Source organism: Streptomyces sp. NBC_01197, assembly GCF_036010505.1.
Classification (GTDB): domain Bacteria; phylum Actinomycetota; class Actinomycetes; order Streptomycetales; family Streptomycetaceae; genus Streptomyces.
The window spans coordinates 3962009-3979322 of sequence record NZ_CP108569.1 but is presented as its reverse complement, the minus strand read 5'-3'; the positions used below and the strand labels follow the sequence as shown (position 1 = coordinate 3979322).

The 17314-nt window shown below is 69.2% G+C and carries 13 protein-coding genes, 4 tRNA genes and 1 pseudogene; 10 read left to right on the top strand and 8 right to left on the bottom strand.

Translation table 11 applies throughout. The features are described 5' to 3' along the window. Positions 1 to 87: 87 nt before the first annotated feature. Complete coding sequence (locus OG452_RS18135; RefSeq protein WP_327296617.1) at positions 88 to 438, bottom strand: metallopeptidase family protein; 351 nt, start codon at positions 436 to 438, stop codon at positions 88 to 90. A gap of 75 nt (positions 439 to 513) precedes the next feature. On the opposite strand from OG452_RS18135, the gene OG452_RS18130 reads away from it, so the two are divergent. The 4 genes from OG452_RS18130 to OG452_RS18115 all read left to right on the top strand — a co-directional run bounded on the left by OG452_RS18130 (position 514) and on the right by OG452_RS18115 (position 2454). Next, a complete protein-coding gene (locus OG452_RS18130; protein ID WP_327296616.1) occupies positions 514 to 2058 on the top strand; it encodes a metallophosphoesterase family protein in 1545 nt (514 codons plus the stop codon). An 80-nt stretch (positions 2059 to 2138) separates the two neighbouring features. After that, positions 2139 to 2211: transfer RNA gene (locus OG452_RS18125), tRNA-Glu, on the top strand. 39 nt (positions 2212 to 2250) lie between these two features. Beyond that, positions 2251 to 2325, top strand: a tRNA-Asp gene (locus OG452_RS18120). 52 nt (positions 2326 to 2377) lie between these two features. Next, a tRNA-Phe gene (locus OG452_RS18115) sits at positions 2378 to 2454 on the top strand. Between the two features lie 63 nt (positions 2455 to 2517). On the opposite strand, the pseudogene OG452_RS18110 reads toward OG452_RS18115, so the two are convergent. Next, positions 2518 to 3584 (bottom strand): annotated as a pseudogene (locus OG452_RS18110) (ABC transporter permease). Between the two features lie 100 nt (positions 3585 to 3684). On the opposite strand from OG452_RS18110, the gene hrpA reads away from it, so the two are divergent. The 3 genes from hrpA to OG452_RS18095 all read left to right on the top strand — a co-directional run bounded on the left by hrpA (position 3685) and on the right by OG452_RS18095 (position 8278). Continuing rightward, positions 3685 to 7629 carry an ATP-dependent RNA helicase HrpA gene (gene hrpA, locus OG452_RS18105; protein WP_327296615.1) on the top strand — a complete coding sequence of 1315 codons (3945 nt, stop codon included), beginning with the start codon at positions 3685 to 3687 and terminating at the stop codon, positions 7627 to 7629. A 157-nt stretch (positions 7630 to 7786) separates the two neighbouring features. Then, a tRNA-Asp gene (locus tag OG452_RS18100) sits at positions 7787 to 7861 on the top strand. Between the two features lie 213 nt (positions 7862 to 8074). Next, complete coding sequence (locus OG452_RS18095; protein ID WP_327296614.1) at positions 8075 to 8278, top strand: DUF6274 family protein; 204 nt, start codon at positions 8075 to 8077, stop codon at positions 8276 to 8278. A gap of 470 nt (positions 8279 to 8748) precedes the next feature. Here the strand turns inward: OG452_RS18095 and bldC are convergent, their stop codons facing one another. Beyond that, positions 8749 to 8955, bottom strand: coding sequence for a developmental transcriptional regulator BldC (gene bldC, locus OG452_RS18090; RefSeq protein WP_003949541.1), 207 nt, complete (start codon positions 8953 to 8955; stop codon positions 8749 to 8751). A 477-nt stretch (positions 8956 to 9432) separates the two neighbouring features. Further along, positions 9433 to 10293 (bottom strand): hypothetical protein, encoded by an 861-nt coding sequence (locus OG452_RS18085; RefSeq protein WP_327296613.1) that lies wholly within the window; start codon positions 10291 to 10293, stop codon positions 9433 to 9435. Between the two features lie 155 nt (positions 10294 to 10448). Here OG452_RS18085 and OG452_RS18080 point away from each other — a divergent pair, with 155 nt between their 5' ends. Together OG452_RS18080 and OG452_RS18075 are read left to right on the top strand one after the other, a co-directional pair. Continuing rightward, a complete protein-coding gene (locus OG452_RS18080) occupies positions 10449 to 11573 on the top strand; it encodes a Leu/Phe/Val dehydrogenase (RefSeq protein WP_327299680.1) in 1125 nt (374 codons plus the stop codon). Positions 11574 to 11852: 279 nt separating this feature from the next. Beyond that, on the top strand, positions 11853 to 12104 hold the full coding sequence (locus OG452_RS18075) for a DUF3073 domain-containing protein (RefSeq protein ID WP_164263978.1): 252 nt from the start codon (positions 11853 to 11855) through the stop codon (positions 12102 to 12104). Between the two features lie 231 nt (positions 12105 to 12335). Here the strand turns inward: OG452_RS18075 and purM are convergent, their stop codons facing one another. The 4 genes from purM to OG452_RS18055 all read right to left on the bottom strand — a co-directional run bounded on the left by purM (position 12336) and on the right by OG452_RS18055 (position 16762). Beyond that, entirely contained in the window at positions 12336 to 13436 is a 1101-nt protein-coding gene (purM, locus tag OG452_RS18070) for a phosphoribosylformylglycinamidine cyclo-ligase (RefSeq protein WP_327296612.1), read from the bottom strand. A gap of 32 nt (positions 13437 to 13468) precedes the next feature. Beyond that, the gene (purF, locus tag OG452_RS18065; RefSeq protein ID WP_327296611.1) at positions 13469 to 14995 is read right to left on the bottom strand and encodes an amidophosphoribosyltransferase; all 1527 of its coding nucleotides are present in this window, start codon (positions 14993 to 14995) and stop codon (positions 13469 to 13471) included. Between the two features lie 79 nt (positions 14996 to 15074). Further along, positions 15075 to 15869, bottom strand: a complete 795-nt coding sequence (locus OG452_RS18060; RefSeq protein WP_327296610.1) for an META domain-containing protein — start codon at positions 15867 to 15869, stop codon at positions 15075 to 15077. A 101-nt stretch (positions 15870 to 15970) separates the two neighbouring features. Next, positions 15971 to 16762, bottom strand: coding sequence for a maleylpyruvate isomerase family mycothiol-dependent enzyme (locus tag OG452_RS18055; protein WP_327296609.1), 792 nt, complete (start codon positions 16760 to 16762; stop codon positions 15971 to 15973). Between the two features lie 161 nt (positions 16763 to 16923). On the opposite strand from OG452_RS18055, the gene OG452_RS18050 reads away from it, so the two are divergent. Further along, positions 16924 to 17280 carry a DUF805 domain-containing protein gene (locus tag OG452_RS18050; protein WP_327296608.1) on the top strand — a complete coding sequence of 119 codons (357 nt, stop codon included), beginning with the start codon at positions 16924 to 16926 and terminating at the stop codon, positions 17278 to 17280. Positions 17281 to 17314 lie beyond the last annotated feature (34 nt).

The window sequence follows — 17314 nt, the reverse complement described above, 5'->3', positions numbered from 1 at the left end:
CCCGCCCCCGCCCCCGGTAAGCCGTACCCCCGTGCGTGCAGCCCCTCGTCGCACCCCCGTACCCCCTTGCGCACAGCCCCTCGTCGCTCAGCCGTACCCCAGTGCGTGCAGCCGCTCGTCGTCGATCCCGAAGTGGTGCGCGACCTCGTGCACCACGGTGATCTCCGTCTCGGCCACCGCCGCCTCGCGCGAGGAGCACATCCGCAGCGTCGGCCCCCGGTAGACGGTGATCCGGTCCGGCAGGACACCCGCGTACCACTCGCCGCGCTCCGTCAGCGGTGTCCCCTCGTAGAGACCGAGCACCTCGGGGGCGTCGGACCGGGGCTCGTCCTCGACGAACACCGCGACGTTGTCCATCAGCCGGGTCAGCTCCGGCGGGATGCGGTCCAGCGCCTCGGCGACCAGTTCCTCGAACTCCTCACGCGTCATCTCCAGCACCCGCCCATTGTCCCGTAGTTCCCTCGTATGCGCCGGGTCCGCATGGGACTTGCGCCTCGTGGGCATACCGCACCAATGGCCGCCGCCGACCGACTACGGCAACTCCGGGCGCTGCGCACCGCCCGGGCACTGAGCGCGCGCCGCACCTCCCGCCCCGGCTCAGCGCCGCGCGAACTCTCCCTCGCCCCACGCCCGCGCCCCTGGCTCCGGGGGCCCGCCATGGTGGCCGTCGTGCTGCTCGGCGCCTGGCTGGGACTGCTGGTCGTGGGCAACGTCCGGTCGCAGGTCGGCCCCATGGACACCACCATGACGCTGCGCCCTTCCCTCACCGGTGGCACCAAGATCAATGTCTCGCCGCTGGGCGCGCTCGAACTCGACTCGCACACGGCTCCCATACGGCTCGACGTCGACGTGGACCGTCTCGACCCGGTCCGCTCCCGGGCCCTGGTGGAACACCCCGAGCGGATCTCCGGCCTCCAGACCGAGATCGCCCACGACGTCGAACACAGCACCTTCGACCTGGCCGCACGCTCCTGCGCCGCCGTGGTGATCGGCGCCACCGCGCTCGGCCTGGTCGTCTACCGGAGGCCGCGCCGCGCCCTGGCGGCCGGCGGGCTCGCGCTCGTACTGCTCGCGGCTTCGGGCGCCACCGCGTACGCGACGTGGAACCCCAAGTCTCTCCTTGAGCCGAAGTTCTCCGGGCTGCTCTCGTCCGCCCCGCAAGTGGTCGGCAACGCGCGCTCGATCGTCACCGACTTCAACGTCTACCAGGAGGAGTTGGCGCGCCTCGTCACCAACGTGACGAGGCTGTACGACGCCACGTCGACCCTCCCCGCGTACCAGCCGGACCCCGGCACGATCCGCGTGCTGCACGTCTCCGACATCCATCTCAACCCGGCGTCGTGGCAGATCATCGGCTCGCTCGTGACGCAGTACAAGATCGACGTGATCATCGACTCCGGCGACACGATGGACCACGGGAGCGCCGCCGAGAACACCTTCCTCGACCCGGTACCGGATCTCGGAGCGCCGTACGTATGGGTCCGCGGCAACCACGATTCGGCCACCACGCAGAAGTATCTGAAGCACCTCAGGAACGTGCATGTACTCGACAACGGCAGCGCCGTGAGCGTCGGCGGCCTGCGGATCGCGGGGACCGGTGATCCGCAGTTCACCCCGGACCGCTCAGTCGTACCCGGCGGTGACGCGGCGGAGCGGCTGGCCGGAATCCGGCTCGCCTCCGCCATCGAGGACCAGAAGCGGGCCGGCACCCCGGTCGACATCGCGGTCGCGCACGAGCCGCAGGCGGCCCGCGAGACGGACGGCACGGTCCCGCTGGTGCTCGCCGGGCATGTGCACCACCGCGAGAATCTGATGCTCCCCCTCGGCACCCGGCTGAAGGTGGAGGGCTCGACGGGCGGCGGCGGGCTGCGCGCCGTTCAGAACAAGCACCCCGAGAAGGTGCTCGCATCGGTGCTCTACCTGGACCGGTCGACCCGGCGTCTGCAGGCGTGGGACGAGATCACGCTGGGCGGCCTGGGCCTGACGACGGCCGAGGTCAGCAGGCATCTGCCGGACGGCAACCTGCCCGGAGCGAAGCCCTCGCCCACGTCGCGCTAAACCGTTTTGGCGAACCACGCCGCCATCCCATATGCTTCGGACGTCCCCGACGCGCTGCAAAGCGCCCAGGCGGGCCCTTAGCCCTCATCGTCTAGTGGCCCAGGACGCCGCCCTTTCAAGGCGGTAGCACGGGTTCGAATCCCGTTGGGGGCACGCACAACTGTGTGCGAGAATATTTCTCGCACATTGCTTGGTCCTGTGGAGCAGTTTGGAGTGCTCGCCACCCTGTCAAGGTGGAGGCCGCGGGTTCAAATCCCGTCAGGACCGCTGCAGCGTATGCGCTGCTTTCCCCAAGCTCTTGGAGCAAGGGGTACCGCAAGGCTGGGTAGCTCAGTTGGTACGAGCGATCGCCTGAAAAGCGATAGGTCGCCGGTTCGATCCCGGCCCCAGCCACCACTTCGAGAGCCCCGACCGCGCGTCGGGGCTTTTCGCATGTCAGGACCCGCTCCTGCCCCCTTTTCAAGCCCCCCGGCCGCCCAGCACCGTACGCCCGCCCGGGTGCCGGTGGCGCCAGGTCCAGAAGACGGCACACGACACCAGCGACCATCCTGCGAGCACCAGGAACGGGAAGGCGTGCTGGTAGCCGCGGAAGTAGACGGCGGTGTGCTGGGCGTTGACCGAGGCGCCCGGCGGCAGCCACTGCCCGATATGGCCCAGCGTCGAGGGAAGCAGCGGCCAGGACACCGCGCCGCCCGAGGACGGGTTTCCGAGCAGCACCATCAACCCCCAGGTGGGAAGCATCGCCCAGCGGCCGATGAGGGTGTTGAACATCGTGAAGACCATGCCGGACGTGAACATCGTGAAGGCCAGGATCAGCCACGACTCCACGAACGGCAGACGCAGCGCGCCCAGCAGCCAGTCGACGACGGCCGCGATGGCGAAGCCGCCGAGCAGCGCGTTGGCCACGATGTAGACGATGCGCTCCGCCGGGTTGAGACCGCGGGCGTGCACGGAGAGCTGGATCGCGCCGACGAAGCCGACGATCACCGCGGCCAGCGAGATGTAGAAGAGCGCGAGTCCGCGCGGATCGCCCTTCTGGAGTGGGTTGACGTCCTTCACCCGGACCGGGACACCGGTCGCCTTCGCCACCGCGGGCGCGGACTCCACGAGCACCTGCGCGACCGAGGCGCCGGACGCCCCGGACAGTCGAGCTGCACCTCGCTGCTCCGCACATGCACGATCGCGAAGACCTTCTGCTGGTTCACGGCCCGCCGCGCCTGGGCGTTCGTCTCGTACACCTGCAGCTTCAGGGAAGCGTCGAGTGCCTTCTCCATCCCGCCGATGAACCGCTGCCCGGTGGGCGATGTGTACGAGCCGACGACGGCGGTCGGCACGCGGTGCGGGGTCGGGTTCGCCATGAAGTACGTGTACGAACCGGCGAAGAGCCCGGCGGCGGCCGCCAGGATGAACAGCAGCACGGTCGCCGGCACGAAGGGCGACTTCCGGAACTCCTCCCACCGCTCGGCCCCGGTCGGATGCCTGCCGTGGGCGCCGGTGGCGCCGTGGTGTTCCGTCTCGTCGGGCATGGAACCAAGCTAAACCAAACATCTCGGACATACGCTCCCAGATCCGGGCAGCCAAATCCGTTCGCCAGCGGGTTGCACAGGGTGAGATCCTGGTTCAGGTATGTCTACTTCCTTCGCTGATATCCAGGCCACGCTCAACGAGCTGTCGCTGCGCGACGCGCACCGGCTCGGCCGACGCCTGGAGGGCGCCCGCCGTATACGTAAGCCAGAGGCCCGGCAGGCCGCGCTGGACCAGATCGCCGTCGACGCCGAGAAGTCCACCGCCCGCATGGCGCGCCGGGCTGCCCGGGTGCCCACCGTCAGCTACCCCGAGCAGCTTCCGGTCAGCCGGAAGAAGGACGAGATCGCCGAGGCGATACGGGATCACCAGGTGGTGATCGTCGCCGGTGAGACCGGGTCGGGCAAGACGACCCAGATCCCCAAGATCTGCCTGGAGCTGGGGCGCGGCGTCCGGGGCATGATCGGCCACACCCAGCCCCGCCGGATCGCGGCGCGCACGGTCGCCGAGCGCATCGCGGACGAGATGAGCACCCCGCTCGGCGAGGCGGTCGGCTGGAAGGTCCGCTTCACCGACCAGGTCGACCAGGAAGCCACCTTCATCAAGCTGATGACGGACGGCATCCTCCTCGCCGAGATCCAGACGGACCGCGAGCTGCGCGCGTACGACACGATCATCATCGACGAGGCGCACGAGCGGTCGCTCAACATCGACTTCCTGCTGGGGTACCTGGCCCAGCTGCTCCCCAAGCGGCCGGACCTCAAGGTCGTCATCACCTCGGCCACCATCGATCCGCAGCGCTTCGCCCGGCACTTCGGCGACGCCCCGGTGGTCGAGGTCAGCGGCCGTACGTACCCGGTCGAGGTGCGCTACCGCCCGCTTCTGGAGGAGGAGGGCGACGAAGGCGACCGGGACCAGATCACCGCTATCTGCGAAGCGGTCGACGAGCTCCAGGACGAGGGACCGGGCGATGTGCTGGTCTTCCTCTCCGGCGAGCGCGAGATCCGGGACACCGCCGACGCGCTGAACAAACGGAACCTGCGGCGCACCGAGGTGCTGCCGCTGTACGCGCGGCTTTCGCACGCCGAGCAGCACCGGGTGTTCCAGCGCCCGTCCGGCGGCGGCAGACGGGTGGTGCTTGCCACCAACGTCGCCGAGACCTCACTGACCGTCCCCGGCATCAAGTACGTGATCGACCCGGGCACCGCCCGTATCTCCCGCTACAGCCACCGCACCAAGGTCCAGCGGCTGCCCATCGAGCGGATCTCGCAGGCCAGCGCCAACCAGCGCAAGGGCCGCTGCGGCCGTACGTCGGACGGCATCTGCATCCGGCTGTACGCCGAGGACGACTTCCTCACCCGCCCGGAGTTCACCGACCCCGAGATCCTCCGTACGAACCTGGCGTCCGTCATCCTCCAGATGACCGCGGCCGGCCTCGGCGACATCGAGAAGTTCCCCTTCATCGACCCGCCGGACCACCGCAACATCCGCGACGGCGTCCAGTTGCTCCAGGAACTCGGCGCGCTGGACCCCAAGGAGAAGGACCCCAAGCGGCGGCTCACCCAGGAGGGGCGCAAGCTCAGCCAGCTGCCCGTCGACCCGAGGCTGGCCCGGATGGTCCTGGAGGCCGACCGGAACGGCTGCGTGAGCGAGGTGATGGTCATCGCCGCCGCGCTCTCCATCCAGGACCCGCGCGAGCGCCCGGCCGAGAAGCAGACGCAGGCCGACCAGCAGCACGCCCGCTTCAGGGACGAGACCTCCGACTTCCTGGCCTTCCTCAACCTCTGGCGCTACGTGCGCGACCAGCAGAAGGAGCGCGGCTCCTCCAGCTTCCGCCGGATGTGCAAGCAGGAGTATCTGAACTTCCTGCGGATCCGCGAGTGGCAGGACATCTACGCGCAGCTGCGCTCGGTCGCCAGGACCATGGGCATCCGGCTGAACGAGGAGGACGCGCCCGAACAGGCCGTGCACACCTCGCTCCTGGCCGGGCTGCTCTCGCACATCGGGCTCAAGGACACCGAGAAGAACGAGTATCTGGGCGCACGCAACGCGAAGTTCGCGATCTTCCCCGGCTCGGCGCTCTTCAAGAAGCAGCCGCGCTTCATCATGTCCGCCGAACTGGTGGAGACCTCACGGCTGTGGGCCAGGGTCAACGCCAAGGTCGAGCCGGAGTGGATCGAACCGCTCGCCCAGCACCTGGTGAAGCGCACCTACAGCGAGCCGCACTGGGAGAAGGACCAGGCGGCGGTGATGGCGTACGAGCGGGTCACGCTGTACGGCGTGCCGATCGTCGCCCAGCGCAAGATCAATTACGGCCGGATCGACCCGGAGACCAGCCGGGAGCTTTTCATTCGCAACGCACTGGTCGAGGGCGACTGGCGCACGCACCACAAGTTCTTCGCGGCCAACCGCAAGCTCCTCGCCGAGGTCGAGGAGCTGGAACACCGCGCGCGGCGCCGCGACATCCTGGTGGACGACGAGACGCTCTTCGACTTCTACGACGGACGGATCCCCGAACACGTCGTATCCGGCGCCCACTTCGACTCCTGGTGGAAGCAGAAGCGAGCCACCGAGGGAAGAGAGCCCGAGGCGCTCGACTTCGAGCGCTCGATGCTGATCACCGAGAAGGCCGGGGCCGTCACCAAGGACGACTACCCGGACTCCTGGCGGCAGGGGAAGCTCAAGTTCCGGGTGACGTACCAGTTCGAGCCCGGCGCGGACGCGGACGGCGTCACGGTCCACATCCCGCTCCAGGTGCTCAACCAGGTCACGCCCGAGGGCTTCGACTGGCAGATCCCGGGGCTGCGCGAGGAAGTGGTCACCGAGCTGATCCGCTCACTGCCCAAGCCGATCCGCCGCCACTACGTGCCCGCGCCTAACTACGCGGGCGCCTTCCTGGACCGTGCGGTGCCCCTCCAGGAGCCGCTGCCGCTGACGCTGGCCCGGGAGCTCCAGCGCATGGTCGGCGTCCCGGTCACCGCCGAGGACTTCGATCTCTCGCGGGTGCCGGACCACCTCAAGATCACCTTCCGGATCGTGGACGAGCGGCGCCGCAACGTGGCCGAGGACAAGGACCTCGAAGCGCTCAAGCTCCGGCTGCGCCCCAGGGCCCGCCAGGCGATCTCCAAGGCCGCAGCGGCGACTGCGGGCCCGGCCGGCGAGTCGGTCGAGCGGACCGGACTCACCGACTGGACGGTCGGCACCCTCTCCCGGGTCTTCGAGACCAGGCGGGCCGGCCAGCCGGTGCGCGCCTTCCCGGCGCTGGTCGACGCGGGCGACAGCGTGTCCGTACGGCTCTTCGACACCCAGGCCGAGCAGCAGCAGGCGATGTGGCGGGGCACCCGCAGGCTCATCCTGCTCAACATCCCGGTGAACCCGGCCAAGTTCGCGTCCGACCGGCTCAGCAACCAGGCGAAACTGGCTCTGTCCCGCAACCCGCACGGCTCGGTCCAGGCGCTCTTCGAGGACTGCGCCATGGCGGCGGCGGACCAGCTGATCGCCGACCACGGCGGGCCCGCCTGGGACGAGGAGTCGTACCGCAAGCTGTACGAGAAGGTGCGCGCCGACCTCGTCGAGACGACCATCAGGACAGTCGACCAGGTCCAGCAGATCCTGGCGGCCTGGCAGGCGGCCGAGCGCCGGCTGAAGTCCACCACCAGCCTGGTCCTCGTCGCCAACCTGGCGGATGTGCGGAGCCAGTTGGCGACGCTCGTCAAACCGGGCTTCGTCACCGCCACCGGGCTGCGCAGGCTGCCGGACCTGATGCGCTATCTGGTCGCGGCGGACCGCCGCCTCCAGCAGATGCCGACGGCCGTCCAGCGCGACACCACGCGGATGGAGAAGGTCCACGAGATGCAGGACGAGTACGCGTGGCTGCTTGAGCAGCTGCCGCAGGGGCGGCCGGTACCGAAGGAGGCGCTCGACATCCGCTGGATGATCGAGGAGCTGCGGGTGAGCTACTTCGCGCACGCCCTCGGCACGGCGCAGACGGTCTCCGACAAGCGCATCGTGAAGGCGATCGACGCGGTGGTCGCGGGGGTCCGCTGAGCGGCCCGCAGCCGGTCCTCAGCAGCGTCGGCAGCACCGTCCGCAGCACCGCCTGCCGCCAGTTCGACCGGGGGGCCCGACCTCCTGTACAGTCTGTCTCGCAGCCAAGCGGAAGCGACACCGTGCGAGATTCTCGTACAGCGGGGCTGCGCAACCTGGTCCTGTGGAGCAGTTTGGAGTGCTCGCCACCCTGTCAAGGTGGAGGCCGCGGGTTCAAATCCCGTCAGGACCGCAGTAGAACAACACAGCAGAAGGGCCCGCATCCTCGCCGGATGCGGGCCCTTCTGCTGTTCCGGCTCCACTGCCGCCCGCGCACGCGTCTTGACGGCGCGTCCCGCACGCGGGTACTCAGACAGCAGGGGTCCGCAGGGCGGCCAGGGTCCGTGGGGGCGGCCGAGGCCCACCGGGCGGCGAGGCTCTCCGGACGGCGGCAGGAGGTCGGCGCATGACGACGGCGACACGGCACGAGACGCGGGCGCTGCTGCGCGCCCACCTGGCGGCCGCTGTGGGCTGCCGCCACCTCACCCGGCACTGCGCGGTCTGCCACCGGCTGCTGCGGCTCGCCATGGAGCCGTCCACCGCCGATGAGGACCACGAGGACTACGAGGACCGCGAGGACCGCGAGGACCGCACACCGGCGCGCCGGTGAACCATGCGACCCGCCGGGTCTTTCCGTGACAGGCTCACGTTTGGCAAGTGCCCAGCCATGTGACGGGTGTCACGCAAAGAGTTTTGAAAAGTAGTGAACTTAACCCCTCCCTACAACCACCCAATTTAATATGTGCAATTGCACTGCTGTGCGAGACGTAACCGGCGGCACACGCTGAGCCTCCGGCACGGCACCGACAACGGGACGACAGGGCGGAATCGGACGCCCCTCAACAGACCCCGAGAGTCCGGCAGACGGCCCCGTACGAGCACCCGGCGGGCGGCCGACGGGCAGGCCACGGCGGCCCCTTACGGCACCGGGTGGGACAGAACACAAAAAGATCGCGCTGGACCCGGCGGAGTCCAGCGCGATCAAAAACGGATGCCCGTTGGGGCGGACAGCCGTCAAGTGGAGCTATAACGGGCCGAATCGGGTTGGGAGACCCGAAAACGCCCGATTTATTAGGGTGTTCAGGCCTCGCTGCGCTGCTGCGGAATGCCCGCGAGCAGAGCACGGACCTCTGCCTCGCGGTACCGGCGATGCCCACCCAGCGTTCGGATGGACGTGAGCTTGCCCGCCTTCGCCCAGCGAGTGACCGTCTTCGGGTCCACGCGGAACATCGTGGCAACCTCAGCCGGGGTCAGCAGCGGCTCGGCATCAGGGGTGCGAGCGGTCATGAGCGGCCTCCTCGGGAGAACCGAACCATCTCGGTTCTTTCCTCTAAATTCTGCACCTTGACCCGCGTTGCCCGAAATGGCGGACACGGGCCGAGTCGGTTATAGGACGAACGGCTTGTCTTCGGCACTACAACTACACCATCCGTCCAGCCACGTCGGCCAAACCGATGGAATTGCCCTCTCAGGTGCTCATCAGCGGCCGAAGCCCGATGGACCATGTCATAGCGGACAGTCACGCCCCAGTGACGATCAGTCACATGGTCATCAGGAGCCATCAGACCCCCCATAGAGTGCAATGCCGAGGAATCCGCCCTTACTTGGACGGACGGAGCCCTCCCCGGACTCCTTGTCCTATTTTGACACGAGGGTGGGGGATGGGCGCAAGGCCCCGGTTAGTGCGGTCCGTCACGCTTGACGTAAAGGCCCGGATCAGGACCTAGGTCCCCCGATCGATCGGTCCCCCGGACGAGCGACCCGTCAGTTCGCGGTCTGGCGCGCCCGGACAGCCCTCCAGCGGTCCGCCAGACGCTCGTACGCCGCGTCCGCGGTCTCCTCGTCACCCGCACGCAGCGCGGCCACCGCGGCCGCCACATCGGCGGCCGACCGGTCCTCCTCCAGCTGCTCGTCGGAGAGCGCGTGCACCAGGCCGCCGTAGTCGAGCTCGACCAGCGACCTCGGGTGGAAGTCCTCCAGCCACTTCCCGACGTCGACCAGCCCCTCGGTGAGCGGCCCCTCCTCGAAGTGCTCCCGCAGCGTCTTGAGCGACCGGGCCAGCCGGCGCCTCGCCTGCACCATCGGCGTCCGGTAGCGCAGGACCGGCGGCGGCCCGGCGGCCTCCCCTTCGGCGGGACCGGCCTTCTCGTACTCGCGCTCCTCGTCGTCGAAGAGCGTGAACCAGCGCACCGGGACATGCCAGACCGTCGTACGGATCCACGGCCGCGCGTCCGGGTTCCGCTCCAGCCAGCGCCCGTAGTCGGCGACGGCCTGCAGGCGCACCACGGGCGGGAGCACCACGTCGAGCACCGGCTCCGGGTACTGCCCCGCCATCGCCTCCAGTGCCTGCCAGCCGCGCAGCCTGGTCCGCCAGGGGCAGACGCAGACCACCCCGTCCAGCTCGGCCACGAACGCGTCGGCGCTCTCGTGCACCGGAACGGCGACGGGAGGCGTCGGCAGCAGATCGGCCAGCGAGCGCCGGAGTTCGTCCTGCGCCGTCGGCAGATCGCTGCGCCGCGCATAGCGGGCCCAGTGGTCGCGCTCGGCCTCCGGGAAGGCCGCCAAGGGCTCGTACACCCGCAGGTAGGACGTGTAGGGGACGATCACTGAGGACACCACCGCCATAAGCTGAATCGTCCCATGCCGTCGCGCCACGAGGGGGTGATCCTCGGCACTGCGCCTGATCCACGGACGCGCAGGGCCTAATCTGCTGCCATCCGGCCCTCTCCACCCGTAAGAGGGCCGCCGCCTCGTACTTGGGAGTCACCACCGTGACCGATATGACCGGCGTACTCGTCCCCGACGTCCCGGACGCTTCCGGCGGCCGTGCGGACGTGCTGCACACCCTGTTCCACTCGGAGCAGGGCGGGCACGAGCAGGTCGTCCTCTGCCAGGACCGCGCCTCCGGCCTCAAGGCCGTGATCGCCATCCACTCCACCGCCCTGGGCCCGGCCCTCGGAGGTACGCGCTTCTACCCGTACGCGAACGAGGAGGCAGCCGTCGCCGACGCGCTGAACCTCGCCCGCGGAATGTCGTACAAGAACGCCATGGCCGGCCTGGACCACGGCGGCGGCAAGGCCGTGATCATCGGCGACCCCGAGCTGATCAAGACGGAGGAACTCCTCCTGGCCTACGGCCGGTTCGTCGCCTCGCTCGGCGGGCGGTACGTGACGGCCTGCGACGTCGGCACCTATGTCGCGGACATGGACGTGGTGGCGCGTGAGTGCGCGTGGACCACCGGTCGCTCCCCCGAGAACGGCGGCGCAGGCGACTCGTCGGTGCTGACCGCCTTCGGCGTCTACCAGGGGATGCGGGCCAGCGCCCAGCACCTGTGGGGCGACCCGTCGCTGCGCGGCCGCAAGGTCGGCGTCGCGGGCGTCGGCAAGGTCGGCCACCACCTGGTCGGGCATCTGCTGGCCGAGGGCGCCGAGGTGGTGGTCACGGACGTACGGGAGGACTCCGTGCGCCGCGTCACCGGCAGCCACCCGGGCCGGGTCACCGCGGTCGGCGACACCGAGGCGCTGATCCGCACCGAAGGGCTCGACATCTACGCCCCGTGCGCGCTGGGCGGCGCCCTGAACGACGCCTCGGTGCCCGCGCTCACCGCGAAGGTGGTGTGCGGCGCGGCCAACAACCAGCTCGCGCACCCCGGTGTCGAGAAGGACCTCGCGGACCGGGGCATCCTCTACGCCCCCGACTACGTGGTGAACGCCGGCGGGGTGATCCAGGTCGCCGACGAACTGCACGGCTTCGACTTCGGCCGGTGCGAGAAGAAGGCGGCGAAGATCTTCGACACCACGCTGGCGATCTTCGCACGTGCGAATGACGACGGCATTCCGCCGGCCGCGGCGGCCGACCGGATCGCCGAGCAGCGCATGGCGACCGGCCGCCCCGTCAGTAACTGACCGCGCACCCCCAGTGACCCGCCGTTGGGGAGACGTGACTCACCCCCGTCGGCGGGTCGGCGGCCGAGAAGAGGTTAAAATCGCAGCTGACCAGCGAGGACGGGGCTCCTCGCCGGTTCTGTGAAGCGGCGCTACCTGCGGGCGGCGTACCGTAGGGCCGCGGAAGCAGGTACCGTTGAAGCCCTACGGACCGGACTCTTCACGGAGAGTCCGTTCCGAATCATGAACGGGTGTCAAGACTCTGGGGCCGTCGAGCCCCGTCACCGAGGGGGTCGAGCCATGGGGCGCGGCCGGGCAAAGGCCAAGCAGACGAAGGTCGCCCGCCAGCTGAAGTACAGCAGCGGCGGAACGGACCTGTCACGTCTGGCCAATGAGCTGGGCGCATCTCCTACGAGTCAGCCACCGAACGCGGAGCCGTTCGAGGACGACGAAGAGGAAGATGACCCGTACGCACAGTACGCGGATCGTTATAACGAGGATCAGGACGAGGACGACGAGTCCGGTCCTTCGTCTCAGCGCCGCGGCGCTTGACGTACAACACCTCACAGCATTTCCCGGCGCGGCCTCCGGCTGCGCTGACACACTGACCCGGTCCAGGGCCTGCGCCACGGGCCGGGTTCAGTGCTGTCCACACACTGCCCGCCGGTCTGCCGGTGCGGTACGGGCGGTCAGCCGCGTCCGCACCGACCCGGCGTGTGACCTGGTGCGCACTCCGGCGACCTGTCCCGGCCCGTCCCCCGGCCCCGACCTGTTCCCGGCCGCCTACTTGGCGTAGTTCCCGGTCAGCTCGGCGCCCGTGGCGTGATCGCCGCGGCCGGTGATCTCTCCCGCGACCCAGGCGTCCAGACCCCGGTCCTCGAAGGTCGCCAGCGCTGCGTCCACCGACTCCGCCGGGACGACGGCCATCATGCCGACCCCCATGTTCAGCGTCTTCTCAAGCTCCAGGCGCTCGACCTGTCCGGCCCTGCCGACGACGTCGAAGACCGCGCCCGGGGTCCAGGTCGAACGGTCCACCGTGGCGTGCAGGTGGTCCGGGATCACCCGGGCCAGGTTGTTGGCGAGGCCGCCGCCGGTGATGTGGCTGAAGCCGTGCACCTCGGTCGTGCGGGTCAGCGCCAGACAGTCCAGCGAGTAGATCCTGGTCGGCTCCAGCAGCTCCTCGCCGAGCGTCCTGCCGAACTCCGCGATCTCCCGGTCCAGCGTCCAGCCGGCCCGGTCGAAGACGACATGGCGCACCAGCGAGTACCCGTTCGAGTGAAGTCCGGACGAGGCCATCGCGATGACGGCGTCACCCTCGCGGATCCGCTCGGGGCCCAGCAGCCGGTCCGCCTCGACCACACCCGTACCGGCGCCCGCGACGTCGAAGTCGTCCTCGCCGAGGAGTCCGGGGTGTTCGGCGGTCTCGCCGCCGACCAGCGCGCAGCCGGCGAGCACACAGCCTTCGGCGATGCCCTTCACGATCGCGGCGACCCGCTCGGGAAAGACCTTGCCGACGCAGATGTAGTCGGTCATGAAGAGCGGCTCGGCACCGCAGACGACCAGATCGTCGACGACCATGCCCACGAGGTCGTGGCCGATGGTGTCGTACACGCCCATCTTGCGGGCGAGGTCGACCTTCGTACCGACGCCGTCGGTGGCGGAGGCGAGGAGCGGCCGCTCGTACCGCTTCAGGGCCGAGGCGTCGAAGAGGCCGGCGAATCCGCCGAGGCCGCCGAGGCCCGCGACCTCCGGGCGCTGCGTCTTCTTCACCCACTCCTTCATCAGCTCGACGGCGCGGTCACCGGCTTCGATGTCGACGCCGGCAGCCGCGTAGCTGGCACCGGCGGCCTGGTGCGGAGCGCGCTCGGAAGATTCAGCAGACATGGTTCTGGGACTTTCGTGTCGTCCTGCGGGGCTTACGGGCGACGGAGCGCTTCGGCGGCGGCGGTGCTCGCCGGTCCGGCCGCGAGCTCGGTCTCCAGCAGCTGTTTGCCGAGCAGCTCGGGGTCGGGCAGTTCCATCGGGTACACGCCGTCGAAGCAGGCGCCGCACAGGTTCGGCTTGTCGATGGTCGTCGCCTCGATCATGCCGTCGATGGAGATGTACGAGAGGGAGTCGGCGCCCATCGAGGTCGCGATCTCGTCCACGGACATGCCGTTGGCGATGAGCTCGGCCCGGGTGGCGAAGTCGATGCCGAAGAAGCACGGCCACTTCACGGGCGGAGAGGAGATCCGGATATGGATCTCGGCGGCGCCCGCCTCGCGGAGCATCTTGACCAGGGCGCGCTGGGTGTTTCCGCGGACGATCGAGTCGTCGACGACCACTAGGCGCTTCCCGCGGATGACTTCCTTGAGCGGGTTGAGCTTGAGGCGGATACCGAGCTGGCGGATCGTCTGGGACGGCTGGATGAAGGTCCGGCCGACATAGGCGTTCTTGACCAGGCCCGAGCCGTACGGAATCCCGCTGGCCTCGGCGTAACCGATCGCGGCGGGCGTGCCCGACTCGGGCGTCGCTATCACCAGATCGGCGTCCGCCGGAGCTTCGGCGGCCAGCTTCCGGCCCATCTCCACCCGCGAGAGGTAGACGTTCCGGCCGGCGATGTCCGTGTCGGGGCGCGCCAGATAGACGTACTCGAAGACACAGCCCTTGGGCTTCGCTTCTGCGAATCGAACGGTACGCAGACCGTTCTCGTCGATGGTGATCAGCTCGCCGGGCTCGACCTCGCGGACGAAGGAGGCGCCGCAGATGTCCAGGGCGGCGGACTCGGATGCCACCACCCAGCCGCGCTCCAGACGGCCGAGGACCAGCGGGCGGATGCCCTGCGGGTCGCGGGCCGCGTAGAGGGTGTGCTCATCCATGAAGACGAGCGAGAAGGCGCCCTTCACCGCGGGCAGCACCTTGGGGGCGGCTTCCTCGATCGTCAGGGGCTTGCCGTCGTCATCCGTCTGACCCGCGAGGAGCGCGGTGATCAGATCGGTGTCGTTGGTCGCGGCCAGCTGGGTGGAGCGGCCGTGCTCCTTGGGCAGCTCGGCGACCAGCGCGGACAGCTCGGCCGTATTGACCAGGTTGCCGTTGTGACCGAGCGCGATCGATCCGTGTGCGGTGGCACGGAAGGTCGGCTGCGCGTTCTCCCACACCGAGGCTCCGGTGGTGGAGTAGCGGGCATGACCCACCGCGATATGGCCCTGGAGAGAGCTGAGAGAGGTTTCGTCGAAGACTTGTGAGACCAGACCCATGTCCTTGAAGACCAGGATCTGGGACCCATTGCTCACTGCGATGCCCGCGGACTCCTGTCCACGGTGCTGCAGGGCATACAGTCCGAAATAGGTGAGCTTGGCGACCTCTTCGCCCGGAGCCCAGACACCGTAGACGCCACAAGCGTCCTGGGGGCCTTTCTCTCCGGGGAGCAGGTCGTGGTTGAGTCGTCCATCACCACGAGGCACGCCACCGAGTGTAGGCGAGATCGACCACTGGTCCGAATTGGGGATCCGCCCGGACGTCCCTTCTGACCGATACGCGGCGCTATGCGGTGGCGCGGATTCCGGTCCCGTCATGGGCCGTGAGCGTGAGCGCGCGGTGCTGGATTCCGTAGCGCACAGGGCCGTGCGCCACCCTGAGCAGCTGCCTCTCCAGGGCCATGGCGGGCGCCCCGCACATCATGCGGGTGGTGGTGAGAGGCCCGAAGGTGACGGTGCTCCCCGTGACCTTTGCCATACCGCTGACCCTGTTGCAGCCCAGGTTTCCGTGGACGGATCCGTCCTTGCCGAAGGTCAGCCGGGCCTTCCCCGCCGTGCCCCGCGGGAGGGTGGACATGCTCGCGCCGTCGGTCAGCGCGTCCACCTTCCACGCCGTCCCGACGAGCGGAGGGGTCCGCTCCGCGGGCTTCCGTGTGAGGGTCACGGAGTCGCCCCTCTCTGTACGCAGAGTGAGCTTCCCGCCGCTGAGGTGGACGGCGAGTTTGCCGGTGAGTGTCTTGCGGAGAGCCGTCTCGTAGCCCTGGAGGTTCTTCGGACAGCCGATGAGCGTGCTGGTGGCGGCGCCGACGGTGAGGGTGTCGTCCTTGACGGTGACCGGTGCGCTGAAGTGGTTGCAGCCGGACGAGCCGTTCACCCGTCCCTTCTCGAATGCGATGTCGGCACCCGCCGGGGCCTTCCGTACGGTGCCGCCCGCCGAGACGCTGTCGACGGTCCAGCCGGTCCCGGTGAGAGGGACGTCCGGGGCGGCCGGGTTACCCGAACCCGCCGATCCTTTTTCCGTGCCGCAGGCGGCCAGCGTGAAGAGGGCCAGGGCGGCGACGGCGGTACGTTGCGTGTGCATGGCGGTTGGACGGGGCGGGTGGGGTGTCCGGTTCCCCTTCCCCGCCCCAGCAGCTTCGCCCACAGCTCCTCCCAGGGCCTCTCAGGGCCTCTCAGCCCATGTCACCTCATGACGGGAAGCAGAGCCGAGAGGTCGGCGCGCTCGCCACTCGCCGCGACCTTCGCCCCCTCGACGGCCGTCTGCCACTCCGTACGCCCGGTGGCCAGCCGGATCCAGCTGAGCGGGTCGGTCTCTACGACGTTGGGCGGGGTGCCGCGGGTATGGCGGGGGCCCTCGATGCACTGGACGACGGCGTACGGCGGGACCCGCACCTCCGTCGACGCCCCCGGGGCCTTGACCGCGAGGGCATCCGCGAGGAGCCGGGTACAGGCGGCCAGGGCCTGGCGGTCGTACGGGATCTCCAGCCCGGCGGCCGCGTTCAGGTCGTCGGTGTGGACGACCAGTTCCACACAGCGCGAGACCAGGTAGTCGCAGAGCCGCATGGCGCCCACGCGGGTGGCGAGCAGCCGCTCGCCGTCGGCGCCGGGCAGCCGCTCGGCGATCCGGGCGGCGGTGCGGCTGAAAAGCTCTTCCAGGTTGGAGGCGGCGGCGAGCGCCCTGACGTCGTCGGAGATCTGGTCAGCGACCGAGGCGGTGGCGAACGGCCATTCCAGCAGGGCCAGTTCCTGGGCGGCCGGGGGCTCCAGGTCGAGACATCTGCTGATGCTCTCGACGGCCATGGCGCAATGCGCGGCCAGCTCGCGCACGGTCCAGTCTCCGAGCCGGGTGGGCAGCGCGAGCCGGTCGGGCGCGAGGTCGGTCACCGCGCTCCGCACATGCTCGAACTGGGCCAGCACAGCGGTGCGGGTCGTGACGGAGTCGTAGCGGCGGGCGCGCTTCTGGGACGGCGGCATGCAAGTGAGCCTAGAGGGTGAGTCCGACATCGCCCCGACCTCGCTCGGTCATCTGTGCGTCACACACGGCACCTTGACCCGTCCACATCAAGCCACATAGGTTCTGCGGTCCGGCACGTCAACCAAGACGGGCCGCTCGGCAGGACTTTGGGGGGACCGAAGTGAACTGGTATCTCGATGTGCTCAAGAACTACGTGGGCTTCAGCGGGCGCGCACGGCGCCAGGAGTACTGGATGTTCACGCTGTTCAGCATCATCATCAGCATCGTGCTGGCGATCATTTCCCTGGCTGTGCTCGACAGCAACTGGCTCAGTGGCCTCTACAGCCTCGCCGTCCTGCTGCCGACGCTCGCCGTGACCGTGCGCCGCCTGCACGACACCGGCAGGTCGGGCGGCTGGATATTCATCGTGATCGTCCCGCTCGTGGGCTGGATCATCCTGCTCGTCTTCCTCGCCTCCGAGGGCGAGCGGCAGAGCAACGCCCACGGGCCCGACCCGAAGGCGGCCGCCGGCTACTGATCCGGCCGGCCTGAGCACAGCACGGCCCCCCAGG